22 protein-coding genes and 1 other RNA gene are annotated in these 25,418 nt (G+C 58.4%); 9 read left to right on the forward strand and 14 right to left on the reverse strand.

Annotation, left to right across the window (positions count from 1 at the left end; translation table 11 throughout):
* Positions 1-12: 12 nt before the first annotated feature.
* The 5 genes from ACXAG1_RS05975 to ACXAG1_RS05995 all read right to left on the reverse strand — a co-directional run bounded on the left by ACXAG1_RS05975 (position 13) and on the right by ACXAG1_RS05995 (position 7,044).
* On the reverse strand, positions 13-885 hold the full coding sequence (locus tag ACXAG1_RS05975) for a DUF1853 family protein (protein WP_475119225.1): 873 nt from the start codon (positions 883-885) through the stop codon (positions 13-15).
* 54 nt (positions 886-939) lie between these two features.
* Positions 940-3,273 (reverse strand): autotransporter family protein, encoded by a 2,334-nt coding sequence (locus tag ACXAG1_RS05980; protein ID WP_475119226.1) that lies wholly within the window; start codon positions 3,271-3,273, stop codon positions 940-942.
* Positions 3,263-4,012 carry an OmpW/AlkL family protein gene (locus ACXAG1_RS05985; protein ID WP_475119227.1) on the reverse strand — a complete coding sequence of 250 codons (750 nt, stop codon included), beginning with the start codon at positions 4,010-4,012 and terminating at the stop codon, positions 3,263-3,265. The genes ACXAG1_RS05980 and ACXAG1_RS05985 overlap by 11 nt, the downstream gene beginning before the upstream one ends.
* A 313-nt stretch (positions 4,013-4,325) precedes the next feature.
* Positions 4,326-6,599, reverse strand: a complete 2,274-nt coding sequence (gene rnr / locus ACXAG1_RS05990) for a ribonuclease R (protein WP_475091954.1) — start codon at positions 6,597-6,599, stop codon at positions 4,326-4,328.
* 235 nt (positions 6,600-6,834) lie between these two features.
* Positions 6,835-7,044 (reverse strand): cold-shock protein, encoded by a 210-nt coding sequence (locus ACXAG1_RS05995; RefSeq protein ID WP_475119228.1) that lies wholly within the window; start codon positions 7,042-7,044, stop codon positions 6,835-6,837.
* Between the two features lie 275 nt (positions 7,045-7,319).
* Here ACXAG1_RS05995 and ACXAG1_RS06000 point away from each other — a divergent pair, with 275 nt between their 5' ends.
* Positions 7,320-8,051 carry a tRNA-uridine aminocarboxypropyltransferase gene (locus ACXAG1_RS06000; protein ID WP_475119229.1) on the forward strand — a complete coding sequence of 244 codons (732 nt, stop codon included), beginning with the start codon at positions 7,320-7,322 and terminating at the stop codon, positions 8,049-8,051.
* Positions 8,052-8,253: 202 nt separating this feature from the next.
* Here the strand turns inward: ACXAG1_RS06000 and ssrA are convergent.
* From ssrA to ACXAG1_RS06025, 5 genes are all read right to left on the reverse strand, one after another.
* Positions 8,254-8,643: a transfer-messenger RNA gene (gene ssrA / locus ACXAG1_RS06005) on the reverse strand.
* Positions 8,644-8,741: 98 nt separating this feature from the next.
* On the reverse strand, positions 8,742-10,136 hold the full coding sequence (rlmD, locus tag ACXAG1_RS06010; RefSeq protein WP_475119230.1) for a 23S rRNA (uracil(1939)-C(5))-methyltransferase RlmD: 1,395 nt from the start codon (positions 10,134-10,136) through the stop codon (positions 8,742-8,744).
* A gap of 6 nt (positions 10,137-10,142) precedes the next feature.
* Positions 10,143-11,489, reverse strand: a complete 1,347-nt coding sequence (locus ACXAG1_RS06015; protein ID WP_475091956.1) for a sodium-dependent transporter — start codon at positions 11,487-11,489, stop codon at positions 10,143-10,145.
* A 37-nt stretch (positions 11,490-11,526) separates the two neighbouring features.
* Positions 11,527-12,006 (reverse strand): SsrA-binding protein SmpB, encoded by a 480-nt coding sequence (gene smpB / locus ACXAG1_RS06020; protein WP_475119231.1) that lies wholly within the window; start codon positions 12,004-12,006, stop codon positions 11,527-11,529.
* Between the two features lie 41 nt (positions 12,007-12,047).
* Positions 12,048-13,466: a sodium-dependent transporter gene (locus ACXAG1_RS06025; protein ID WP_475119232.1), complete on the reverse strand. Its 1,419-nt coding sequence runs from the start codon at positions 13,464-13,466 to the stop codon at positions 12,048-12,050.
* A 245-nt stretch (positions 13,467-13,711) separates the two neighbouring features.
* Between ACXAG1_RS06025 and ACXAG1_RS06030 the strand changes: the two genes are divergently transcribed.
* Entirely contained in the window at positions 13,712-14,170 is a 459-nt protein-coding gene (locus ACXAG1_RS06030) for a type II toxin-antitoxin system RatA family toxin (protein WP_475119233.1), read from the forward strand.
* Entirely contained in the window at positions 14,167-14,496 is a 330-nt protein-coding gene (locus tag ACXAG1_RS06035; protein ID WP_475091960.1) for an RnfH family protein, read from the forward strand. Before ACXAG1_RS06030 ends, ACXAG1_RS06035 begins: the two co-directional genes overlap by 4 nt.
* A 34-nt stretch (positions 14,497-14,530) precedes the next feature.
* Here the strand turns inward: ACXAG1_RS06035 and ACXAG1_RS06040 are convergent, their stop codons facing one another.
* The gene (locus tag ACXAG1_RS06040; RefSeq protein WP_231758265.1) at positions 14,531-14,875 is read right to left on the reverse strand and encodes an outer membrane protein assembly factor BamE; all 345 of its coding nucleotides are present in this window, start codon (positions 14,873-14,875) and stop codon (positions 14,531-14,533) included.
* Positions 14,876-15,172: 297 nt separating this feature from the next.
* Between ACXAG1_RS06040 and fur the strand changes: the two genes are divergently transcribed.
* A complete protein-coding gene (gene fur / locus ACXAG1_RS06045; RefSeq protein ID WP_475091961.1) occupies positions 15,173-15,583 on the forward strand; it encodes a ferric iron uptake transcriptional regulator in 411 nt (136 codons plus the stop codon).
* Positions 15,584-15,652: 69 nt separating this feature from the next.
* Here the strand turns inward: fur and ACXAG1_RS06050 are convergent, their stop codons facing one another.
* Positions 15,653-16,246: a 1-acyl-sn-glycerol-3-phosphate acyltransferase gene (locus ACXAG1_RS06050; protein WP_475091962.1), complete on the reverse strand. Its 594-nt coding sequence runs from the start codon at positions 16,244-16,246 to the stop codon at positions 15,653-15,655.
* A gap of 124 nt (positions 16,247-16,370) precedes the next feature.
* Positions 16,371-18,023, reverse strand: coding sequence for a DNA repair protein RecN (gene recN, locus ACXAG1_RS06055; protein ID WP_475091963.1), 1,653 nt, complete (start codon positions 18,021-18,023; stop codon positions 16,371-16,373).
* A gap of 318 nt (positions 18,024-18,341) precedes the next feature.
* On the opposite strand from recN, the gene grpE reads away from it, so the two are divergent.
* The 3 genes from grpE to dnaJ all read left to right on the forward strand — a co-directional run bounded on the left by grpE (position 18,342) and on the right by dnaJ (position 22,283).
* Complete coding sequence (gene grpE / locus ACXAG1_RS06060) at positions 18,342-18,947, forward strand: nucleotide exchange factor GrpE (RefSeq protein WP_475091964.1); 606 nt, start codon at positions 18,342-18,344, stop codon at positions 18,945-18,947.
* 151 nt (positions 18,948-19,098) lie between these two features.
* Positions 19,099-21,033: a molecular chaperone DnaK gene (gene dnaK, locus ACXAG1_RS06065; RefSeq protein WP_475091965.1), complete on the forward strand. Its 1,935-nt coding sequence runs from the start codon at positions 19,099-19,101 to the stop codon at positions 21,031-21,033.
* A 125-nt stretch (positions 21,034-21,158) separates the two neighbouring features.
* Positions 21,159-22,283 (forward strand): molecular chaperone DnaJ, encoded by a 1,125-nt coding sequence (dnaJ, locus tag ACXAG1_RS06070; RefSeq protein WP_475091966.1) that lies wholly within the window; start codon positions 21,159-21,161, stop codon positions 22,281-22,283.
* Positions 22,284-22,358: 75 nt separating this feature from the next.
* Here the strand turns inward: dnaJ and ACXAG1_RS06075 are convergent, their stop codons facing one another.
* A complete protein-coding gene (locus tag ACXAG1_RS06075; RefSeq protein ID WP_475119234.1) occupies positions 22,359-22,826 on the reverse strand; it encodes a hypothetical protein in 468 nt (155 codons plus the stop codon).
* A gap of 247 nt (positions 22,827-23,073) precedes the next feature.
* Here ACXAG1_RS06075 and dapB point away from each other — a divergent pair, with 247 nt between their 5' ends.
* Both dapB and rimK read left to right on the forward strand, forming a co-directional pair.
* Positions 23,074-23,883: a 4-hydroxy-tetrahydrodipicolinate reductase gene (dapB, locus tag ACXAG1_RS06080; RefSeq protein WP_475091969.1), complete on the forward strand. Its 810-nt coding sequence runs from the start codon at positions 23,074-23,076 to the stop codon at positions 23,881-23,883.
* A gap of 44 nt (positions 23,884-23,927) precedes the next feature.
* On the forward strand, positions 23,928-25,328 hold the full coding sequence (rimK, locus tag ACXAG1_RS06085; protein ID WP_475091970.1) for a 30S ribosomal protein S6--L-glutamate ligase: 1,401 nt from the start codon (positions 23,928-23,930) through the stop codon (positions 25,326-25,328).
* Positions 25,329-25,418 lie beyond the last annotated feature (90 nt).

Here is a 25,418-nt window from a genome sequence, read left to right on the forward strand (position 1 = left end):
GTCAAGTGAAAGCTAGTGGTCCATGGCGTGCAGGGCGCGGGTGTGCCAATCGGCGGGAACCAGGAAGCCGCGGCTCACCTCACCGTGGCGGTCGCGTGTGGCCACGCAAACGGGGCCGCGGGTGAGGAGCGCCTCGTCGATGCGGGTGGCGCGGGAGGGGAGGTCACCGTCAATTTGCGCAAGCCAGCAGGGCTTGGGTAGCAGCCACCAGTCCCCACTGCTAAATAGGTAGTTGTGGAATCCCGTCAGGTCTGTCCACCAGTAAGCGCTCGCGGCAGGGCTGTCCGTTGTTGCGGTCAGCGCCGGGAAAAGTCGCCCCGGCATCAGTGCCCATTGCCGGTCTACACGGAACCCGGATGCCAACAGGGTGGCAGAGCCAGCGGCACTGTGGGCAATCGGCAGCTGGTGGTCGTGCATGCGTGCGAGTTTGATATCCAGCCGGTCCCGCAGCCCCGGTCCCACCCAGTAGTCTCCCACCTGCAGATAAAACTTCAGTGCTATTTCCCAGTGCTCAAGTGCACTGTCTGGGTTGTGGCGCACAACAAAATCCAGCTCGCCAAGAGTCTTGCCCTGGTCGCGAATGGGAAAGTTATGGGCCAGAAGTTCATAGTCCGGGTGATGGGTAAAGGCGAATGCCCACAGGCTCTCGAAATAGATACCCAGCCGATGGTTGCGCAACTGCTCAAGATGCGCGAGCAGGGAGGGCTCCAGTTGTGGCTGGATTTCAGGGCGGGAAAAGAACTCGGTGAGCGCCCGGTGGCGGTTTGCCGGTAGCCAGGGCAGGGGGAACTCAGGGGCAACATCCGGCGCGCCCAGGGCCCACAGCAAGTTCTGCCAGTGGTTGGGGCGCGCGCTGGAGGGCGCAGTGGGGCGTGGGCTGCTCATGGCCGGAGTATAGGTAATTGCACGCCCGACCGAAATACGTGCGCGATCGGTGCTTTACCATTTGAAGCGGAAACCAATGGTCAACTGCACGCTGTCGCTATCACCAAAGTTTTCCACACTGCTGGCATAGTCTACTTCACCGTAGACGGAGCAGCGATCACCGCACTGGTCGTAGGTAAACCCAAGTCCCAGCTGTGCCCACCATTCATCCCGTGCCTGATACAGGGAGGTGCCGGAGACTTTCACTTCGGTTTTATCATCAAAGTAGTAATAGGTGTTGGCAATGGCGTAGAGGCCGATGCGCTCCAGTAGCAGATTACCGTACATATTGCGATTGTTGCGCTGGCTCACCCGGTGCTCAAATGCCAGCCCAAGCCGGGCAAAGCCACCCTGGTTTTCGGTGTCTTCCAGCCTTACCCCGTAGGGGTCGTGGTTATCGTCGATATCTTCCGCGGTATAGGCCAGTTGCAATTGCGGTGTGAGGGAATAGAAATCGCAGAGTTTGAAGCTGTGTCCACCTTCGGCGGAAAAATTGAAACCGATGGCATCATTGCCGGTGCCGAGAACCCAGAGCTCTCTCGAATAGAGATCGGAATCAAACCAGTTGAACTGTGTCTGAATATCCGCGTAGCTGCCCTGGCTGCCATACCAGGTCAGGGTACTGCCGATGCCCCAGTTATAGGTATCGATATCTCCCTGGCCAAAGTAGCTGTCCAGCTCGGTACTGCCGTAACCGTACTGGGCAAAAATGCCCAGCATCAGGCGCCCGCGGTACACCGAGGGGTCAAAGGAGAAATCGGAGCCGATCTGCACCTGCCCGAAATCCTGCTGCCAGTGTGCCGTCGCGGTGGATTCTTCCGGGGCATTGTCGTTGTAAACAGAGTTGACCCGCATCCACAGGCCGCCGCCGTCAATGGTGCGCTCCACCGCATCGCCGTAGCAGCACAGACCGCGGTCCTTGAAGCTGGTGCCTGCCCAAAAGCGGTTGCCCACGCGCTTGCGCAGAGTAGTGGGCTGGTTCATACGCCGTATGGCCTGGGCGTAGGTTTCGTACAGGACTGCGCCCGGTTGCCAGCGCGGTATCAGTTGCCCGCTTTCATTAAATGGATCCGGAAGGGTGGAGCGCAGATACCAGTTCCCGTCGTCAGGATCACTCTGGCCGCCATAGTGCAGGGTGTAGCCATAGGCGCCGCCGACCGTAACGGGCTGACCGTCGTAGCCGATGTATTCGCCGTCCAGGGTAAACGCATCCGCGGATGAGTTCCCCGCAACGTCAATGATCTTGATACCGTCGCCGGTTGTTGCGGCGCCGTCGCCACCAAAATTGTAAATCCGCACGAACGTGTGTCCGGCAGTGTCCCCGGCCACGTTCAGCAGGTCCGTGGGGCTATCGTCGCCGGCCAGGGTGGTTTCCATCCAAAGCCGGCCGTTGTCGCCGGTGTAATTGCCAAAGCGACCGTCGTCGTGCGGTGCGAGGGTCAACTGGTTAATACGCCCATCGTTTAGCCACAGGGTGCCGGCATTGACGACATCGCCGTGGATGGTAAAAGCGTTGGGGATAAATTCAACCACGCCACCGCGGCGAATGGTCAGTCCCAGGCGTTCGCCGTTGGCAGCGGTTCCGCCGCCCACTTCGAGGGTGCCAAAGAAATCGATTTTCGAGCTGCCGTTCACTATCACCTGTTCCCAGTTTTGCAGCAGCCGGCCGTCCAGGTCGTGATCGAGAACGAACTTGATACTGTCGATATAGCCATCGTCGGCGGTGAGGTCATCGCCGCCGTCAAACAGGGTGGTTGTGTCGTAGGCAAAGGAATCCACACGGGCGGTATCGGACCCGTCGCCGCCGATAAAGTGTTCGATAACGCCTTCGTCGTAGTAGAAGTGGTCGTCCCCCGCGCCCATATCCGCACGGTGGAAGATAAACCCTTCGTCCAGGATCAGCGTGTCGTCACCGTCCCCGGTCAGGACTTCGAACGCGACACCATCGAGAATCTCAACGTAGTCTTTACCCGCGCCGGTGTGGATACCACCGGAGAAGTAATTACCGATCGTCGAGTCGCGACCTTCGACAATCACGGTATCGTTTCCGTCACCAGTCTCGAGATTTGTATCAATTTCTCCATCGAGTATCTCTACGGTGTCGTTGCCCGCTCCGGTATCGACGGTACCCAGTGTGACGGTATCGATCGAAAGGAAATCGTTTCCACCAAGTGCGCTGACGTCCGCGCCATCGGGATCGTTGTCCGGGTCACAGAAAATCTGATCGGGGCCCTCTGTTCCGATATTGCCGGGAGTACACTCCGCACTGGCGCCGGACGGGGATAGGAAAAGGCCGAGGGCGACCGGCAGCAGGGCGGCGGGTAGATATACCCGACCCTTAGAATTCATAGGTGATACCCAGATTCAGGGTCCATGGATTGACTTCGAAATCCGAGTAGAGACGCTGGTAGCCCGGGTCTGTTTTGTAGGTGACGATCGTATCGGTGTTGGCATCGGTGTAGATGACCGCCGCATTGATCAGCCAGGAGCGCGCCACGCCGCGGCCCAGGCGCCAGTCGATCCCCAGCTGGGCGCTCGCTCCCCAGCTGTGGCTCATACCGAAATAACTGGGGCCGGTCGCTATGCCGCTATCCACCAGGTAATCCTGGAAATCCGGGGTCAGTTCGTCGTCGTAAAAATCCGAGTAATTGAGGCCGATGCCCAGGTACGGCTGGCCCAGGCACTCCAGGTCCATCATGTACCAGTTGATAAAGAGGTTGGCGGAGGAGGCGTTAAAGCGCCCGAAGTCGATGCGTTCGTACCCCGGGCGCCCTTTCAGGTGATCCAGCCTCAGGTTGAAATCGGCCCCGTCCGTATACATGAGCTCCACACCGAAATAGGGCAGAGGACGCCAGACCCCGGAAATATTCCAGCCTACATCGTCTTCGACGTGCCACTCCGTGCGGTAGAGGTTCCAGTCCTGGAAGATGTGGTATTTCAGCGACGTATTGTTGTCATCCGGGTAAATAAAGCTGGCGCCCACCCGTGCGTAAAAACGCTTGAGGTCCACATCGGAAACAGGAATCTGCGCGTGCGCCAAAAGCGGGAACAGAAATGCTATGCAAGCGGCCAGCCTGAGACTTTTCATTGTTAACTCCGTTTAACACCGATTAGCCCTGCTTATGCGTTATTGGCCAAGGGTCCTTGTAACAGCTTTTTGTGGCGCGGCATTTATTGAACTTTGGGCTGCCAGAGGAATTTCATTGGGCACCTGTAAAAGTAGCAGCAGGAAGGGAAGTTGCAGGGAAATTGGTGACTGGAGGTGGCTGCTTGGGCGCCATGAGTAAATGGCGCCAGGCAGTTGCAGCTCTTGTAAAGGGCTAGCCATTCACCGCGAGCTGTGCCCACCAGCCACTGCCTTCAGGTCACACAGAGGCATTCCGGTCTTGATCAGAGATTCCCTAGGCAAGTGCGAATTCAATTTTACGGCGTTCCATATCCACCCGAACGACGCGCACTCGCACGGTGTCGCCGATACCGAAACCTGCTTTGTTGCGCTCGCCGCGCAGGCGCTGCTGACCGGCATCATAGTGGTAGTAATCTTTAGTCAGTGCCGAGATATGAATAAGTCCCTCCACCTGAGTTTCTTCAATTTCTACAAACAGGCCGAAATTCATCACACTGCTGACCACACCCTGGAAGGTCTCGCCGATAAAATCCTGCATATATTCGCACTTGAGCCAGGCGTCCACATCCCAGCTGGCCTTATCCGCGCGGCGCGAAGCCTGGGAGCAATGTGAGGCGAGAGAAGTGACAGAGGATTTCGGGTAAGGGTAAGCCGTCGCACGATCCAGGATGGGAGCGCTCGCAAAGCGACGAATGGGATTTGCAGAGCGGCCTTTAAAGAACTGCGACAGGCGACGTAGCAGGGGGCGATCATTTTGCGAACGGATCACGAAACGGATGGCCCGGTGCACCAGCAAGTCAGGATAGCGGCGGATTGGCGAGGTAAAGTGCGTATATGCCGGATAAGCCAGACCGAAGTGCCCGCTATTGGCCGCGCTGTATTCCGCCTGGCTCAGGGAGCGCAGTAACATGGTACGTATGATCTGGGCGTCATTGCGGTCCGCGATGCTTTTGAGTATCTGGTCGTAGTGCGCAGGTGAAGGTTTATCCCCGCCACCCAGCTTTAGACCTTTGGCGGCAAGAAAATCCCTCAGCAGAGCCAGTTTCTTGTCCCGCGGTCCAGCGTGTACCCTGAACAGAGCTGGGATCTTCTCCCGCTTCAGGAAGTCTGCCGTAGCCACATTTGCACTCAGCATGAACTCTTCGATCATCTTGTGCGCATCGTTTCGGACTACAGGAATAATCCGGTCAATTTTTCGGTCGCTGGTAAACGCAAAGCGTACTTCTGATTTTTCAAAATCCATCGCACCGCGTTTCTCCCGCGCTTTTTTCAGTACGCCATACAGCTGGTGCAGTGCCCGGACCGGAGCGGCCACATTTTTCAGTGGGTGGTTGTGGGGAGCTTCCCCGTTCATGGACGCCGGGGAAGTAATAAAAGCGTTTACTTGCTGGTAGGTAAGCCGGGCGTGGGAGTGGATGACACCTTCGGAAAAGGTATAGTTTACCAGCTTGCCGTGCCTGTCGATGGTCATCTCGCACACCATCACCAGTCTATCCACCCGCGGATTCAGTGAGCAGAGGCCATTGGAGAGGGACTCCGGCAGCATGGGCACCACGCGTCCGGGAAAGTAGACAGAGGTAGCGCGGTGTTGCGCCTCTTTGTCTAGGGGACTGTCCGGTTTCACATAGTGGGATACGTCGGCGATGGCTACGAACAGGCGCCAGTGGCCAGTATCTGCTTTCTCGCAGTAAACGGCATCATCAAAGTCTCTGGCGTCTTCGCCATCGATAGTGACAAATGGCAGCTGGCGTAAATCTACGCGATGCTGCTTGTCACTTTCAGGTACTCTGTCACCAAGCTGCAGCGCTTCTTGTGCCGCTGCCGGTGGCCAGATGTACGGTATTCCGTGGCTGCGGATGGCGATGTCGATCTCCATACCCGGAGCCATGGCGTCGCCGATAACTTCGCTGATCTTTCCGAACGCGTTGTAGCGATAAGTGGGGAAATCGATAATATCTACCGCAATGTATTGCCCCGGAGTCGCCCCCATCAACTGGCTGGCGTCGAGATCAATCTCGTGGGCGATGCGGCTATTTTCCGGCTTGAGAAAGTATTGGTCTTCCTCCTGGTGTAGTCGCCCGATCAATTTATGTGTATTGCGTTCCAGTACCCGTATAATTGTCCCGGTTTTACGTCCGCGGCGATCTTCGCCACTGATGCGCACCTGTACCTGGTCGCCGTCAAATACCGTCAGCATTTCGTCGTCCGGTAAAAACAGGTCTTCGGGGGATGCATCGCTTTTGACGAAGCCGAACCCGTCCGCGTGGCCGATGACCCGGCCGCTGATGAGTTCATCTGGATTTACCAGACGGTATCCCTTGTGACGGTCCCACAGCACCTGACCATCTCGCTCCATGGCGCGTAGTCGACGGCGTAAGGCTTCTTTTTGGTCGGGGTCGGAGAGCTGGAGAGCCTGGGCCAACTGATCGCGGTTGAGTGCCTTCTGGCTGTTCTCCAGTAAGCTCATGATAAACGCGCGGGTTGGAATCGGATTGCTGTACTTTTCTTTGTCGGCCGGATCAAACGCGGCCACTGGGGTCTTTCGCATAGTTTGCTCTAGTAGAAACCGCCAGGAAGTTGGTGCTAGGTAAGAACTTGAAAAATGCGGGAGGTAAATCAGGTGTTACTTGGCAAGTCAGATTGGCGGAAATCGCTCAACAGGAGTTGAGTCGGTAATTGTCAGTGACAATCAGTCTGTATCAATTATGGACATCGTCGCTCAGGTTGGGGTGCCGAAGAAGGCGCCCCAACAGGCGCGGTCAGGCCGCGCCATGGCAGAGGGGTCAGGCGCAAACGATATTTTCAGCTTGCGGGCCTTTGGAACCCTGAGTTACGGAGAACTCGACCTTCTGGCCTTCGGTCAGTGTTTTGAATCCGGAGCTCGCAATCGCACTGAAATGTGCGAAGACGTCGGGGCCAGACTGCTGCTCGATAAAGCCAAAGCCTTTGGTCTCGTTAAACCATTTGACGGTGCCGGTAGTAGTGTTGGACATGATCATTTCCTGTAAACAAAAAAAGGGTACGCCTTCATTAGGCATGAATAGCAAAAATAAAGACTTGAATTTAGATGCTACAGGACGAAGAAGAACTGCTACGACGAAACTGAGGATTTAAACGGGAGGCTTACTTTTTAACTGACTCCACTGTAGGCCCGCCGGTGGAACAAGTCAAAGAATTTCGAGATATTTACGTCCCAGTGAGTAAATGCAGGGCTTTGAGCGCTGAAGCGTCATTTGACGCAACAGTCAGGGGCCCTCGGCAGCGTAGTTTGAAATTATTTTTTATGCATAGCACCCCATATACCCGCCTGCGAGAGCGAGAACTCGCAAAATCCACCAAACCTTTTCTCGCCAAAGGCAAAAACGTGCGGCGCTGCGCCAGCTGCCAGATGGGGGAATTCGCCTGTATGTGTGCGTGGCGACCAGTGGCGGAAAGCAATCTGGATTTTGTATTGCTGATGCACCGCAAGGAATTGTTCAAGCCGACCAATACCGGCCGGCTTATCGTGGATGTCTTTCCCAGCACACAGGTCTTTCTGTGGAATCGCCTCGAAGCACCGCAGGATTTAACGGATATCCTGCAAGATCCCGAACGCAATTGCCTTGTGGTATTCCCAGCAGACGGCACTGAAAACTGCTCGCGAAACGTGGTGCAGGAAATTCCACCGAGTGAAAAGAAAACCACGCTGATTCTTTTGGATGGTACCTGGAAGCAGTGCAGCCGTATGATCGGCCTTAGCCGCTGGCTGGATGATGTTCCCTGCCTGAGCCTGCCCAAATCGCTGGTGCGATCCTATGCGGTCAGGGAGTCTGGAAGGGATCACCGATTTTCGACAGCAGAAGCGGCGATCAGTTGTTTACTGCTGGCTGGAGAGGGGCAATCAGCGCTTACTCTGCAGCATTATTTTTCGGTGTTTAATCAGCATTATCTGGCGACGCGGGGGTGTTGTGCGCCGGAGTTGGGGGAGAGTCATGATTTTCTGCGGGGGGCTGCAGGTTAGTACAGCACATTTCCAGTGCCGGTATTGGGGGCTCGCGGTAAGCTTCCATGGCGGGCGTGATTCGTCGCTGCGCCCCTCACCCCTTCGGCCGTCTTAACGCGCGCGGTGCGCGCTGCTCTAACCCGGCGCTTTGCACTCCACTCGCATCAGCTCTTCCAAATTAAAAAGGCCCGTTACCTTGCGGTAACGGGCCTTTTTAATTTGGTGGAGATGGCGGGAGTCGAACCCGCGTCCGTCAGCACTCCGCCAGAGGCTCTACATGCTTAGATCCGTTAATTGATTTAATCCGCTACAGCCCAACGGGCAGGACGTAGAAGACGATTCTGAAAAAGTTTTAACCGATCCACCTCAGATAAGCTTCACGGCGATCCAGTTCTGTATAACAGCTTTCAGCGCGGTACTGGAACCTTGCTAAAGGCCGCTAAGGGACGAACCCTTAGTTAGTGCTTTACGGGCTGCTTACGCAGCCAGAGCGGCACCGTAGTTGTCGTCGTTGGCAACTAATAAAATGCAGCTTTGGATTTACGTGATTCGCTACCCTCACGGCATGCACCCATGGTTTTGTCACCGGCGTCGAATCCAAGTCATCCCCGAATTCTGCTCAGTGCTAAAGCACGTTTGCGTATCGATCATTATACCTGAAGCCGGATTGTCACAATAGACGTGACTCAAAAAAGTTTGACTGCCGGTTCAGGCTTTTTCGAACAGGGCGATGGACTCCACATGGGTGGTGTGGGGGAACATGTCCATTACGCCCGCTTTGCTTAGACGGTAGCCGGCCTGCAGAAGTTCCCCGGCGTCCCGGGCCAGGGTGGCGGGGTTGCAGGAGATGTAGAGGATGGCTTTGGCGTTGAAGTGGCGGATATTGCGCACCACTTCGAGGGCGCCGTTGCGCGGTGGGTCCAGCAGGATGCGGTCGAAGCCGCCGCGGGCCCAGGGGCTGCGGGTGAAGTCGGCGTTGAGGTCGGCGGCCTGGAACTGGATATTGGTCAGTCCGTTCGCCTCGGCGTTTTCGCGGCCGCGCTGGGTGAGCGATAACAGACCTTCTACGGCAACCACTTCCCTGGCGCGAGTGGCCAGGGGCAGGGTGAAATTGCCGAGACCGCAGAACAGATCCAGCACCCGGTCCTCCGGTTGCACGTCGAGCAGTTCGAGGGCGTGGGAAACCATCTGCCGGTTGATGTCGAAGTTGACCTGGATAAAGTCCTGGGGATGAAAATCCAGTTTCAGGTCGAATGCGGGCAGTCCGTAACTCAGGCGATCGGGACTGGATTCCGGCCACACCTTGCGGGTGCTGTCGTCGCCCGCTTCCCCCTGCAGGTACAGGTGAAGATCGTGGGATTCGGCGAAAGCGCGCCAGTGTGCCAGGTCGCTCGCGGAAAGCGGTTGCAGGTGTCGGATCACCAGGGCGGTATGGTCATCACCGACCGCAATTTCGATATGCGAAATTGCCCGGCGACCTTCGCACTGCAGAACGGTTTCCTTTAATCCCGGGATCAGTGCCGAGGCGGACGTGGGCAGTACCAGGCACTGGTCGATCTCGGTGAGATCGTTGGAGCCCTTTTCCCGGAACCCGAGCACCAGCTGCGGCTTGCCTCCGCTCTTGGGTTTTACAAAACGCACGCCCAGGCGCGCCTTGTGGCGGTAGCCCAGGGTTGCGCCGGTCAGGGGCGGAATGACCTGTTCCGGAACGGCCTTGGCAAAGCGCTGCAGCTGGTCCAGGAGTATCTGCTGTTTGGCCTGGATCTGTGCCTCGGGAGTCATCTGTTGCAGCGCACAGCCTCCGCATACCTCCGCGTGGGGGCAGGGTGGCGACAAGCGGTCTGCAGATGGCTCGAGGATTTCTACCGCCACCGCCTCATCAAATTTGGCGCGCTGCGCGGTAAAGCGTGCGCGTACCTTCTCCCCCGGCAGTGCGTTATCCACAAACACGGTTTTGCCGTTGTAGCGTGCGATACCGCGCACCTCGTGGCTGAAGCGCTCGATATCCAGCTCCGGCGTGCCCTGCACGGGTTTCGGTTTCCCGGGGCGCTTGCCGTTGGCGGTGCGGTTGCGGACGAACGAGGGCGGTTTTCTGGCTGGCATGGGTGCTTACAGCACGGTTTGCGCAAACGCGGCGAGGATCAGCAGCGGGCAGACAATGCGCACGTACCAGGGCCAGATCTTCCAGAACAGGGTGTTCTCGATACCCGGGTGACCTTCCTGAAGTTCTGCCAGTAGCTGGTCGCGGCGCCAGATCCAGCCAGCAAATACGCACAGCGCGACGCCCAGCAGTGGCTGACCGTATTCGGTGCTGATGGAGATCACCAGTCCAAACAGTGCTTCGAAGTTGAAAATGATCAGGGTGCTGATGGCAAAAATGATCGCGCCCATCATCAGGGTGGCGGGCTTGCGCTTGAGTCCCAGGTTCTCGATGGAAAAGGCCACCGGTACTTCGAGCATCGAAATGGAGGAGGTGAGGGAGGCGATGACCATCAGGGCAAAGAAGGCGATGGCGACAAACAGGCCGCTGGTGCCCATGGTGTCGAATAGGGCGGGCAGTACCTGCAGGATCAGGCCGGGGCCGGCAATCAGGTCGCCCGCTTCGGAGAAGATCTGGGTACCCGCTTCCTGTGCCACGTACATGGCCGGCAGAATCAACAGGCCGGCGGTGAACGCGATGCCCACATCGATCAGGGTAACCAGCGCACCCAGGCGCGGCAGGCTCTCCTGTTTGCTGAGGTAGGAGCCGTAGATCAGCATGGTGCCCACACCCAGAGAAAGCGAGAAGAATGCCTGGCCCATGGCCGACAGCAGAAGTTGCGGAGACAGCTTGCTGAAATCCGGAATCAGATAGGCTTCCAGGCCCTGCATGGCACCGGGCTGAGTGAGTACGTACACGATCAGCAGTAGCAAAAGAACAATCAGGGCTGGCATCAGCAGGGTCGACCAGCGTTCGATCCCTTTCTCAACGCCACTGGCAATAATCAGCATGGTGAGGCCGCTGAAAATGGCGGTAAAGGTGAAGTTGCGGGTGGTGCTGTCACCGGTGAGCCAGCTTGCGGTATCGGTCGCACCGACCAGCGTGGCGAAGGGATCTGCCAGATGCGCCACCATCCAGCCGGCGACGATGGCGTAAAAGCTGAGAATCAGTGAGGCAACGGCGATACCACCGAAGCCCGCCAGTGTGCCCACGCCGCGGCTCACCGGGCCGGTGGAGATACCGCGCAGGGCTTTCACCATATTGCTGCGGGCGTGGCGGCCGATGGCGAGTTCCGCCATCAATACCGGGTAGGCCAGCATAAAGGCCAGCAGCAGGTAGACCATCACAAAGGCGGCGCCACCGTTGGCGGCCACATTGGTGGGGAAGCCCCAGATATTACCCAGGCCTACGGCGGAGCCGGCTGCGGCCATCAGAAAGCCGAAATTGGAACTGAACTGTCCTCGCGGTGCACTCATTGGTGAATCTCGTCGTTATTCTTCTGTTGAGGGGGAATCAGCGATTGTCCGTGCGCATCAACCGCTGCTTCTGGCGGTTCCAGTCCCGTTCCTTCAGGGTTTCGCGTTTGTCGTGGCTGGCCTTACCTTTCGCCAGTGCGATCTCGCATTTGATCAGGTGTTTCTTCCAGTAAATGGCGGTACACACGCAGGCGTAGCCTTTCTGGTTCACCGCGGCGACCAGCTTGGCAATTTCGCGCTTGTTCAGCAGCAGGCGGCGGGTGCGATCCGGCTCGGTGACAAAGTGGGTGGAGGCGCTGGGCAGCGGCTGGACCCGCGCGCCCAGCAGCCAGGCCTGGCCGTCTTTGAACAGTACGTAGCTGTCGGTGAGCTGAGCCTTGCCTTCGCGGCAGGATTTGACTTCCCAGCCCTGCAGTTCCATGCCCGCCTCAAACTTCTCCTCGATAAAATAATCGTGCTTGGCCTTCTTGTTGAGGGCGATGGTGTTTGAGGACGGGGCCTTTTTCTTTTTTGCCATGAATACTTCTGTGTGCCTTTGTCAGGCGAATGTCGTGTCTTTTAGAGAATGCTGGAGCCGAAAAACTTCAGCGCAACGGTGTTGATAAAGATCAACAGCAGAATTGCCGGGATAAAGGTCCCGAGGGCGAAGTTTACATATTTCTGTGAGAGAGAGCCTGCAAAGCCGGTATCGCCCTCGTGTAGCTCCTGGTCGAAATTGGCCCGCTTCCACTTGTAGATCACGAAGATACATACCAGCAGGCCGTTCAGGGGCAGGATGGTATCGTAAAACACGATTTCTACCAGATCGAAGAAGGATTTATCACTGCCGGCAAGGCTGACAAACTGGGTCAGCCAGTCCGCCATGCCAAAGGACATGGCACAGCACGCGGCGAGGATCAGCTGCACTGTCGCTACGGTGTAAATGGCCTTTTTGCGAGTCATACCGCGCTCGTCACGCAGAGTGGCGATGGGCACTTCAATGATGGAAACCAGCGAAGTGAGTGCCGCCACAAAGACCAGGAAAAAGAACGCCGCGGCAAATATGCTCGCGCCGGTGTAGCCGATGCTGTCCTGGAGAGAGAGGAAGATCTTCGGCAGGAACAGGAAGATCATACCGGCAGAGGAGTCGCTCAGGGAGGCGGTATCAATCTGCGGGTTGAAGTGGAAGATACTTGGCAGAATCAGCAGGCCCGCGGTAAACGCGACCATGGTGTCGGTCAGGGCCACGGCCTTGGCGGAACCGGGGATGGAGTCCCGCTTTTTCATATAGGAGCCGTAGGTGATCATAATGCCCATGCCGAGGGACAGCGAGAAGAAGGCCTGTGCCATGGCCTTGCTGATGACCTCGCCACTCAACTTGGAAAAGTCGGGAATCAGGTAGTACTTCACCCCGATCATGGCGTTTTCGCGGGTCAGGACAAACAGCACCAGCACCAGCAGCATCACAAACAGCAGCGGCATCAGCGTCTTGGCCGCGCGCTCGATACCGTCTTTTACACCCATGGAAAGCACGCCATTGATCATCAGCATCAGCGCGATCAGGTAGAAGAACACGGTCTTGGAATTGATGAACTCGCCGAAATAGGCTTCGGTGGTGAGACTGGTCAGGTTGCCCTTGAAGATCTCGACCAGATACCCGAGGACCCATACGGTGACCACCATATAGAATACCGCGATCATAAATGGGGTGATGAGCGCCAGCCAGCCGGGAATACGCCAGAGTTTAGAGCTGCCGGAAAGCTGGCGATAGGCACCCACCGGGTCTTTATCAGTTTTGCGGCCGAGTGCCAGCTCCGCCATCATCACCGGCAGGCAGATCAGGAATACAAACAGGGCGTAAACCAGCAGGAAGGCGCCACCCCCGCTTTTGGTGGCGGCCACCGGGAAAGCGACCAGGTTGCCAATGCCGACCGCGGAGCCGGCGGCGGCCAGGATAAACCCGATGCGGGATCCGAAATGTTCTCGAGCTGCAGACATAGGTTTCTCGCTTGCCTTTTATTCTTGTCGTCTGAATGATTGCGGCCCTGGCCGCTGGATATGAGGTTGGCGGCCGGACTTTTTAACACTTTCGGGCCCGGAACAACCGGGCAGATAAAAACCGATTGTTGCAGGATTTATCCGCCTTGAGTAGCGTCGCGGGCGAAAATTGCCCTCGCCACACAGGATAGGCAAGAAATCCGCCTCCGTGGGGCAATCCTTAAATGATGAATAAAGTTTGACCGATGACAAAAATTGAGCGCAGCGCGCTGGTGATGTACAGCGCGGAACAGATGTTTGACCTGGTCAACGATGTGGCGAGTTACCCGCAGTTTTTACCGGGCTGCCGCGGGGCGGAAGTGCTGCACCGGGACGAAGAAACCCTGGAAGCGCGGCTGGACCTGTCCCGGGCGGGTATCAGCCAGAGCTTTACCACCCGCAACCGATTGCAGCGCCCGGATAAGATGGAGCTGGTGCTGGTGGACGGACCGTTCAGCAGTTTCAACGGTTGCTGGACTTTTACCCCGTTGGCCGAAAATGCCTGCAAGGTGGCCTTTGCGCTGTCGTTTAGCGTGGAGAACCGGTTGCTGGGTGCCGCCGCCGGCAAGTTGTTCGGCGGTATCGCCAACCAGATGGTGGATGCCATGTGCGAGCGGGCGAAGCAGGTCTATAAGCAGAACGGAATGAATGGAGAGAACGGATGACCAAGCAGAAAACCATCGCCGTAGAAGTGGTTTATGCGTTGCCCCACGAGCAGCGCCTGATGAGCCTGCTGGTGGAACCGGGTACTACGGCGCTGCAGGCGCTGGAGCTGTCGGGTATACCGCGGGAATACCCGGAAGTGGATCCGGCAACTGCGAAACTCGGGATATTTGGCCAGGCGCTTGGCACCAAGGGGTTGGCGGTGGCCGCAGAGTATGTTTTGCAGCCGGGAGACCGGGTAGAAGTGTACCGCCCGTTGATTGCCGACCCCAAAGAGGCGCGCAAGCAGCGGGCGGCGAAGGCGAAGCGTCAGGCCGAGGGCGGCTGACGCGGTTCGCTCCGGTCCGGGAAGCTGGGGGTGTTCAGGGCCAGTTGGCCGGCTGCCAGTCGCCGCTGGTTTCGATCAACTGGTCGCCATTGAAATAGACGGTGAAACGCTGCTGGGTCTCTTCCCCTTTGGGGCTGCGCACACGGTTGATGTAGTCCCAGCGGTTGGGGTTGAAGGTGTCCTCAACCAGCGGGGTGCCCAGCACGAAGCGTACCTGACGGCGGGTCATACCCGGTTGCAGTTTGTCGACCATCTCCTGGGTGATGATATTGCCCTGCTGAACCTGAATGCGGTGCACGCCGGGGAATTTGAACAGGCTGCAACCGGTAACCAGGCTAACCAGCCCGGCGATCAGCAGAATACGTACAACTGATGGCATTGAATGCTCCATCTGGATTTTTATGGTTCCTTAACGGCCCCCGACCTGACGAGGGTGTTCAGGTGGGGCTTGTGGCCCGGGCGTCCAGCGCCCGGCCCCAACACAGAATAGTCGCCATTCGGGCAATTAAGTTCCCGCATCTGCGGAAGATTCCTCACCGGATCCCCTCGCGGCACAGTTGGCGATTTCAGCGGTTGGGGTTTCGCTGTCCACACTGGGCGTGGATAATACCCGAACTATTCGCCTGCCAACAGGCGAAACACCGATAGAGAAAACACATCCGGAATCTGAATACACATGTCGAACGAAAATCAGGAACTGCGCAAGGCTGGCCTCAAGGTCACCCTGCCGCGTGTAAAAATTCTGCAGCTGCTCGAGAGCGCCAGTGAACAGCATCTGAGCGCTGAGGATGTGTACAAGATGCTGCTGGAGGCTGGCGAAGACGTCGGTTTGGCCACTGTTTACCGGGTACTGACCCAGTTTGAGAGCGCCGGCCTGGTGATGCGCCACAACTTTGATGGCGGCCACTCCGTATTCGAGCTGGACCGCGGCGACCACCACGACCACATGGTGTGCACCGATTCCGGCAAGGTGATTGAGTTCCACAACGAGCAGATCGAAGAGCTTCAGCACCAGATTGCCGAAGAGCACGGCTACGAGCTGACCGGCCACAGCCTGGTGCTGTATGTGAAGAAGAAAGAAGGCTGATAGCGACGAGCGTCGCTGCGCCTGACATGAAAAAGGGGAGCCTATGCTCCCCTTTTTCATGTCTGCCAATCACACCGGTGGGGTGTAATCGCTGGGGTATTTCCCGGTCTTGGTTGCGTAGAACTCACCAAACCGCGCCAGTTCCCTGGCCAGGTTTTCCCCCATTTCCATCGCGGGGCCGAGCCCGGCTTCCTTGCGCGCGAAATCGATAAAGCCGCATACCACCGGTACCGCCGCGCCGCGGGCAATGTGGTAGAAGCCGGTTTTCCAGCGCTCCGCCTTGCCGCGCGTGCCTTCCGGCGGCACTGCGATCACCAATTCGTCCCGCACCTTGTACTGATTGATGGTGGCTTCCACCAGGTTATTGGCCTTGCTGCGGTCCACCGCAATACCGCCAAACCAGCGCATGGTGCCACCCAGAGGAAACTGGAACAGTTTGTCTTTGCCCATCCACTGGGGGTTCACCTTCAGCTTCAGCGCGGCGAGGATAAAGAAATAGCCATCCCAGTTGGAGGTGTGTGGGGCCGCCAGCATCACGTACTTCTTCAGCTTCAGTGCGCGTTCGTCGGCGACCACCTTCCAGCCGTGCAATTTGAGCAGCAGGCGCGCGAGCAGGCGCAGGCAGGGAGTGAGGATTGGGGTGTTGAATATGGTGGTTTGCATAGTGAGACCGAGTTCTTTGCCCGACAGTGTAGTTGTATCCCCAGTGGGGCCTGGGTTTGGACGCGGCAGTATAAAGTGAATCTGCCGCCACTTTCGGTCAATTTCGGCCTCAGCTAGACCCCGGTCAGGCTCGCGCCAACATCTCCTCGGCGTGCGCCAGGGATTGTGCGGTGGGCTCGCCACCCAGCATGCGTGCGACTTCCACACTGCGCTCGGCATCTTTCAGCTCCCGTAGGGCCACAAAGGCCGCTTCTCCGTCACTGTGCTTCTCCACCAGGTACTGGCGATGCGCGCGGGCGGCCACCTGGGCCAGATGGGTCACGCAGATTACCTGGCCGCGCTCGCCCAGTTGGCGCAGCAGCTTGCCCACCACATCGCCGGTGGCGCCGCCGATACCCACATCCACCTCGTCGAATACCAGGGTGGGGGTGCGCGAGGTCTGCGCGGTGACCACCTGAATCGCCAGGCTGACCCGGGACAGCTCGCCACCGGAGGCGATCTTTCCCAGTGCCCGCGGGGCTTGGCCGGGGTTGGTGGCGATGAGTATCTCCACTTCTTCCAGGCCGGTGGCGGTGGGCTTTTCCAGTGATGTGAGTGCCAACTCCACCCGCGCGTGGGGCATGGCGAGATCCGCCAGCTGGCTGTTTACCGCATCCGCCAGCTTTTTCGCAGCTGCGGTGCGCAGTTTGCTGAGCTTGCCGGCGGCTTTGCGGAAGTCCTGCTCCAGCCGTTCGCACTCGCCAGCCAGCTTGTCCAGGGCATCCACCGCGCCGATTTCTTCCAGTTCCTGCTGCCACTGCTGTTGCAGTTCCGGCAGCTGATCCGGCTGGATCCGGTGTTTGCGGGCGATGGAGTAGATGGCGGACAGGCGCTCTTCCACTTCCGCCAGCCGCTCCGGGTCCATCTCAAAACGGTCGATATGCCGGGACAGGGTGCTGCCGGCCTCGTCGATCTGGATACGCGCGCTGTCGAGCATCTGCGCGACTTCGGCGAGCGCCGGGCTCTGTTCCGGCATGGCGCCCACCAGCTGCAGGGCGCGGTGCAGTTGCTCGGCGATATCGCCCTCACCGCCGTTCAGCAGCGCAGCCAGTTGATAGCTGCCGTTCAGGATGTCACCGGCATTGGCCAGCTGGCGCTGCTCGCTTTCCAGCTCCTCCAGCTCGTTTGGTTTCAGGTGCAGCTGTTCCAGCTCTTCTAGCTGGTATTCCAGCAGGTCGCGGCGGGCCTGGGTTTCCTCGGCGCTGTCTGCCAGTTTGCGGTAGCGGCGATACTGGTCCTGCCAGGTTTTGTAGTGAATGCGCACTTCGGCGCTCTGCGCCTCGGCGTGGGCGTATTCGTCCAGCAGGCGGCGGTGGGTGTCTTTCTTCAGCAGTGACTGGTGTTCGTGCTGGCTGTGGATATCGATCAGTTGTTCGCCCAGGGTGCGCAACTGCATCAGGGTGACCGGCTGGCCATTGATATAGGCGCGGGAGCGGCCGTCGGCACTGATGGTGCGGCGCAGGATTACTTCGCGCCCGGCGTCCATCTCCTGTTCTTCCAGCCAGGAGCGGGCGTCTTGATGCGCACTGATATCGAAGGTGGCGTGGATGTCGGCGCGCTTGGCGCCGGCTCGGACCAGCTCGCCGTTGCCGCGGTCGCCCAGCGCCAGGCCCAGGGCATCGAGGGTAATGGACTTGCCCGCGCCGGTCTCTCCGGTGAGGGTGCTGGTGCCCGGGCCAAATTCCAGCTCCAGCTGGTCGACCAGGGTGAACTGACTGATAGACAGATGCAGCAACATGGGAATGTGATCGCCGTTGTTAGATTGGTGATTCAGTAGTGGTTGTTTATACAGTATTTGTCCAGGGGGTTTCAATCACCCCGGGGGCTAATTGCGAGGCAATCAACAAGGCAGTTAACTTGGTCGTGCGGCGGGCAGCACATTTTCCTCACTCAATTGCCGGCCCGGCGCGGATCCCTTTCGGCATCAATTGCGGCATCACTTGAAGTGGCCACCGGCGCCCCCATATAGCCATCCTCACCCGCGGCGTCCCCGCTGCCGGTGTGTTCCCATTTTGACCAATTGGCAGTTGTCCGACGGACACAGACGGAGAAAGCAGTGGCCAAAGAGCGCAGCGAAGAAGAACAGATCGAGACTGGCGATCAGGCAGAGCAGGCCGCCGAGGTGGAAACCCCGAGCGCCGAAGAGCAGCAAGCCGCAGAAGAAGCGCTGGCGGAAGAGCTGGCTGGCAGTGACAGTGCACTGGAAGAAGAGATCGCTTCCCTGCACCAGCAACTGGCGGACCACAAAGATATGGTGCTGCGCGCCCAGGCCGAGGTGCAGAACGCCCGCCGCCGCGCCCAGCAGGATGTGGAAAAGGCCCACAAATTCGGCGTAGAGAAGCTGATCAAAGAGCTGCTGCCGGTGGTGGATAACCTGGAGCGCGCCCTCTCCACCATCGATGGTGAAGATGAAGCGCAAAAGGCGGTGGTGGAAGGCATCGAGCTGACCCAGAAGTCTTTTATCGACACCCTGGTCAAGTCCGGTGTGGAAGTGATCGACCCGGCGGGCGAGCCCTTCGATCCGGAACTGCACCAGGCTATGACCCAGGTGCCCAACCCGGATGTGGAGCCAAACACGGTTCTGGACTGCTTCCAGAAAGGCTACCGCCTGAACGGCCGCCTGGTGCGCCCGGCGATGGTGGTTGTTAGCAAAGCGCCGTAAGGCCTTTCGCTTTTTCACCAGAAACCCTGTGGCGCCGCCCTTGAAATGTGAACGGCGGCACCAATATAAGCAGGCAACCGAATTAAACAGCGCAGCGCCCGGCCACACAGAACAGAGCAGCGGCGCGCGCAGCAAAGTGAGGATTTAGAGCATGGGTAAAATCATCGGCATCGACCTGGGTACCACCAACAGCTGTGTGGCGGTACTGGACGGCGACAAGGCCCGCGTTATCGAGAACGCGGAAGGCGATCGCACCACCCCTTCCATCGTTGCATTCACCGACGACAACGAAGTGCTGGTGGGCCAGTCCGCCAAGCGCCAGTCCGTCACCAACCCGACCAACACCCTGTACGCGGTAAAGCGTCTGATCGGTCGCAAGTTCAAAGACGACGTTGTGCAGAAAGACATCAAAATGGTGCCTTACTCCATCGTTGAAGCCGAGAACGGCGACGCCTGGGTAGAAGTGAAGGGCGACAAGAAAGCACCGCCGCAGATTTCTGCCGAAGTGCTGAAGAAAATGAAGAAAACCGCGGAAGATTTCCTCGGTGAGAAAGTAGACGCAGCGGTAATCACCGTACCGGCCTACTTCAACGACTCCCAGCGCCAGGCCACCAAAGACGCCGGCCGTATCGCCGGTCTGGACGTGAAGCGCATCATCAACGAGCCGACTGCGGCTGCGCTGGCCTACGGCATGGACAAAGCCGGTGGTGACCGCACCATCGCGGTTTATGACCTGGGTGGTGGTACCTTCGATATCTCCATCATTGAAATCGCCGACGTCGATGGCGAGAAACAGTTTGAAGTGCTGTCCACCAACGGTGACACCTTCCTCGGTGGTGAAGACTTCGACCTGCGCCTGATCGACTATCTGGCAGAGCAGTTTAAGAAAGAGCAGGGCATCGACCTGAAAGGCGACCCACTGGCCATGCAGCGCCTGAAAGAAGCCGCAGAAAAAGCCAAGATCGAGCTGTCTTCCAGCCAGCAGACCGAAGTGAACCTGCCGTACATCACCGCAGACGCCACCGGTCCCAAGCACCTGGTTGTGAAACTGACCCGCGCCAAGCTGGAAAGCCTGGTAGAAGACCTGGTTACCCGCTCCCTGGAGCCGGTAAAAACTGCTCTGGCCGACGCCGACCTGTCTGCCTCTGGTATCGACGAAGTGATCCTGGTGGGCGGTCAGACCCGCATGCCGCTGGTACAGTCCAAGGTCACCGAATTCTTCGGCAAAGAGCCGCGCAAAGACGTGAACCCGGACGAAGCCGTTGCCGTTGGTGCAGCGATTCAGGGCGCGGTTCTGGGCGGTGACGTGAAAGACGTACTGCTGCTGGACGTAACCCCGCTGACCCTGGGTATCGAAACCATGGGTGGCGTGGCGACTCCGCTGATCGACAAGAACACCACCATCCCGACCAAAAAGTCCCAGGTGTTCTCCACCGCTGACGACAACCAGACTGCGGTGACCATTCACGTGGTGCAGGGTGAGCGCAAGCAGGCGGCACAGAACAAATCTCTGGGTCGTTTCGACCTGGCTGACATCCCGCCGGCACCGCGCGGCATGCCGCAGATCGAAGTAACCTTCGACATCGATGCCAACGGTATCCTGCACGTGCACGCCAAAGACAAGGCGACTGGCAAAGAGCAGTCCATCGTGATCAAGGCCTCTTCCGGCCTGTCCGATGACGAGATCGAAAAAATGGTACAGGACGCCGAGGCCAACGCCGAAGCGGACAAGCAGTTCGAGGAGCTGGTGACCACCCGCAACACCCTCGACGGCCTGATCTCCGCCACCAAGAAAACTCTGGAAGAAGCCGGTGACAAGGCGACTGCGGAAGAGAAAGCCGCAATCGACGCCGCTCTGGCAGAAGCCGAGGAAGCGGTAAAAGGCAACGACAAGGCGGCCATGGAAGCGGCTACCACCAAGCTGACCGAAGCCTCCGGCCCTGTCGCGCAGAAGATGTATGCAGAGCAGGCGCAAGCCGGCGAAGCCGCCGCGGAGCAGGCCGAACAGGCACAGTCTTCCGGCGGTGACGATGCAGTGGACGCTGAGTTCGAAGAAGTCAAAGACGACAAGAAAGAAGACAAGTAACTCTTCACGAGTCAACGACTTGTCCTAACCCTCCCTGAGCTGGCTCCGGGAGGGTTTAAAAAAAGGCGCGGAGGCTCGGCTGAGCTTTCGCGCCTTCTGCAGTTTTAAGAAGAACACACAGAGCTATGTCCAAACGCGATTACTACGAAGTCCTCGGCGTCAGCAAAGGCGCGGATGAAAAGGAGCTGAAAAAAGCTTACCGCCGGGTGGCGATGAAATATCACCCGGACCGCAACCCCGACGATAAAGAGGCGGAAAACAAATTCAAAGAGGCCAACGAGGCCTACGAAGTGCTTTCCGATCCGCAAAAGAAAGCGGCCTACGACCAGTTCGGTCACGCCGGCGTTGACGGTCAGGCAGGCGGCGCCGGTGCCGGCGGCTTTGGCGGTTTCTCCGATATCTTCGGTGACGTGTTTGGCGATATCTTTGGTGGCGGCGCCGGTGGCGGCCGCCGTGGTCCGGCACGCGGTTCCGACCTGCGCTACGACCTGGACTTGGATCTGGAAGACGCAGTGCGCGGCACCACGGTCAAGATCAAGGTGCCGACCCTGGCCAACTGTGGCACCTGTCATGGCTCCGGTGCCAAGGCCGGTTCCAAACCCCAGACCTGCGGCACCTGTGGTGGTGCCGGTCAGGTGCGCATGCAGCAGGGATTCTTCTCGGTTCAGCAGACCTGCCCCAACTGTCGCGGGCGCGGTACCGTAATCACCGATCCCTGCACCGACTGTCACGGTCGCGGTCGCGTGGAAGAAACCAAAACCCTGTCGGTCAAGGTACCGCCCGGTGTGGATACCGGCGATCGCATTCGCTTGGCCGGTGAAGGCGAAGCCGGCCCCGATGGCGGCCCGGCCGGCGATCTGTATGTACAGGTCATGGTGCGCGAGCATGAGCTGTTCCAGCGCGATGGTAAAAACCTGTACTGCGAAGTGCCGATCAGCTTCGTGACCGCTGCTCTTGGTGGCGAGATGGAAGTGCCGACCCTGGATGGCAAGGTCAAACTGAAGATCCCGGCCGAGAGCCAGACCGGAAAGCTGTTCCGCCTGCGCGGCAAGGGTGTCACCCCGGTGCGCGGTGGTGCCCCGGGCGACCTGCTGTGCCGTGTGGTGGTGGAGACCCCGGTAAACCTGTCCACAAAGCAGAAAGAACTGCTGGAAGAATTCGCCGGTACCCTGAGCGAGAAGAAAAATTCGCCCCGCCAGACCGGTTGGTTTGAGGGCGTGAAGAATTTCTTTGGTGATATGAAACTGTAAGCGCTGTGCGCTGTTACGTTCTGGTTCACGCTACAAAAAAGCCCGGTCTGTAAAGCCCGGGCTTTTTTGTTGGTGTCAGTTTTCCTCAAGCCTCGCACGAAGCTCCTGGTGATATTCCTTCTGGATTTTTTTTAGCTCTTCCAGTTGCTCTTCACTCAAGACGCTGATGGCTTCCACTCGGGTTGCCGCGCGCACCGCAATTATCTTTGCATCAATCTCTTCTTTCTGTTCCTCGGTCAACTCGGGGACCATCTTGTCTGGCTTGATGCCGTAGTCGCCCATAATGGCCATCTGCAATTCGAAGTTTTTTTCCAGGAGAGGCAGAACCTTCTCTTCCTGCTCCGGTGTCAGCTTCAGGCGCAGGGTTATCCAGTCCGCGATATCGTCGTATTTCTCCCAGAAGTCGTCCATTGATCCCAGCTTGCTATCGGAAGCCTGGCTATCAGAGGCGTGGCTGGGGAAGGAGAGTATGGTGGAGAGCAGTATTGCCAGGATGGCGGCGGACAGGTTGGACCAGAGAGAGTTTTGCGTGTCACTAAACATCAAGAGGCGCTCCATTCATTCGGGCTATTCAAAGTCTAGTGAAGGAATTCTGTGTCACAAGGTGAACTCCCGGGTCAGTTCTCTGGTAGCTTTGTTCGCTGTGGCGGATGTCACAGTGTTGGCGCCGTCATGCTTTTTGGTGGGGTGCGCCGAAAAACCGGGGTAGAATCCGCCGCTTTCGTTCGGTCGGGCTGAAAATAGGCCGATGAGCGACTGGAACCTCGGTACAGCAGGAGAGTCAGGGAATATGTCAGTAAACATTGCAATCACAGGGTTTGGTGGCCGTATGGGCCGGGTACTGGCGGAGGCTGTGTCCTATGCAGAGCAAGAGGGTAAGGCCAGGCTGAGCGGTGCCATCGTGCGCCCCGGGTCGAGCCTGGTGGGTGTGGATGCCGGTGAGGTGGCCGGTCTCGGCCGCAATGGCCTGGCAATTGTGGACAGCCTGGAAAAGGCCGAGTTCGATGTGCTGATCGACTTTACCTCACCGCAGGCCACGCTCGCCAATGCGGCCTACTGTGCCGAGCGCGGCAAGGCTATCGTGATTGGCACCACCGGGTTTACCGCGGACGAGCGCGCTCAGATGTTGAGCGCGGGCGATAAAACCCCGCTGTGTTTCGCGACCAATTTTTCCACCGGTGTGAATCTGTGCTTTAACTTACTGGAAACCGCGGCGCGGGTGCTGGGCGATGACGTGGATATTGAAATCGTCGAGGCCCACCATCGCCACAAAGTGGATGCTCCCTCCGGTACCGCGCTCAGTATGGGAGAAGTGATTGCCGATACCCTGGGGCGGGACCTGTCCAAGGTCGCAGTCTATGGCCGCGAGGGCCAGACCGGGGCCCGTGAGCGCGAAACCATTGGATTTGCCACTGTGCGCGGCGGCGACGTGGTGGGGGAGCATACGGTGTCTTTTCTCGCCGACGGCGAACGCATTGAAATCACCCATAAGGCCAGCAGTCGTCTGGCATTTGCCCGCGGTGCCGTGCGCGCCGCGGCCTGGTTAACCGGCCGCGCTGCCGGCCAATACGATATGCGCGATGTGCTGGGGTTGAAGTAACGCCACGTCACCTCGCGGTATTACACGCTTTTAAGGAGCGACACTTGGATAAAAAGATCATTGTTGGCAGTGAAGAGTGGTGTGCCTTTCCGAGTCTGGGGATTCCCGCGATCAAGGCGAGGGTGGACTCCGGAGCCAAGACTTCCTGTCTGCACGCCTACAACATCCAGCAATTCAACCGTGGCGGTGAGCCGTGGGTGAGCTTCGAGGCGCATCCTCTGCAGAATCTGCGTCGCCCTCGGGTGCGCTGTGAAGCGCGTGTACTGGACCGCAGAACCATACGCAGTTCTTCCGGCGATTCGGAAAAGCGCCTTGTGATCAAAACCAGTATCAGTATTGGCGGCAGTGTCTGGGACATTGAACTGACTCTGACCAACCGGGATTCCATGGGTTACCGCATGCTGCTCGGCCGCGAGGCGATGATGGGGCGCATGCTGGTGGACCCGTCGGAGAGTTTTTGCCTGGGGGAAATCCCGCCCAGTCAAATCGAAGAGTACTACCACGACGAGCACCATATAGCGGGCACGGGTCTGCGAATTGGTGTGCTGGCGTCGAACCCGGATCTGTACAGCAACCAGCGGATTATGGAAGCCGGTGCCGAACGCGGTCACCGCATGACGTTCCTGAATATTCGCCAGTGTTACATGAAGCTGGATTCCGCCGAGCCGGAGGTGCACTACCGGGACGGCCGCATTCTCAACAACCTGGATGCGGTCATTCCGCGTATTCGCCCAAGCCAGACGTTTTACGGCTGCGCGCTTACCCGTCACTTTGAAAGTATCGGCGTCTACGCCCTGAATGGTTCCCAGGCCATCAGTCAGTCCCGGGACAAGCTTTACTCCCTGCAGCTGCTGCAGGAAGGCGGATTGAATATTCCGATCTCCGGTTTCGCCAACTCGCCCATGGATACCAATGAGTTGATTGAAATGGTGGGCGGCGCACCGCTGATCGTGAAGCTGCTCGAGGGCACCCAGGGGCGCGGTGTGGTACTGGCGGAAACCCGCAAGGCGGCGGAGTCGGTGATCAATGCGTTCAAGTCGCTGAAGGTGAATCTGCTGGTGCAGGAGTTTATTCGCGAGGCTCAGGGCAAGGATCTGCGCCTGTTTGTGGTGGACGGTAAAGTCTTTGCCGCCATCCAGCGGGAAGCGGCGCCGGGCGAGTTCCGCGCCAACATTCACCAGGGTGGCACCGCGTCGGTGGTCAAAATCCTGCCGGAAGAGCGCAAGCTGGCGATCAAGGCGGCGAAAACACTCGGCCTGAAAGTGGCCGGTGTGGATATCATCCGCTCCAAGAAGGGGCCGCTGCTACTGGAGGTGAACTCCTCGCCGGGTCTTGAAGGTATCGAGAGCGCCACCCGCAAGGATGTGGCCGGCTCTATGATCATGGCCATCGAGAAGGCGCTGAAATGGCGCCCGACGATACCTGTTGGGGACGGAGAAAACTGAGTGACTGCCCCGGGGCCAGCGGTGTACGTTTTCTGGCGCCCGGCTTGTGCTCCCCCCGTGGTGGGGGAGGCTGGGCGAGACTAGTCTTTG

This window comes from Microbulbifer sp. ABE4_465, from assembly GCF_056160765.1.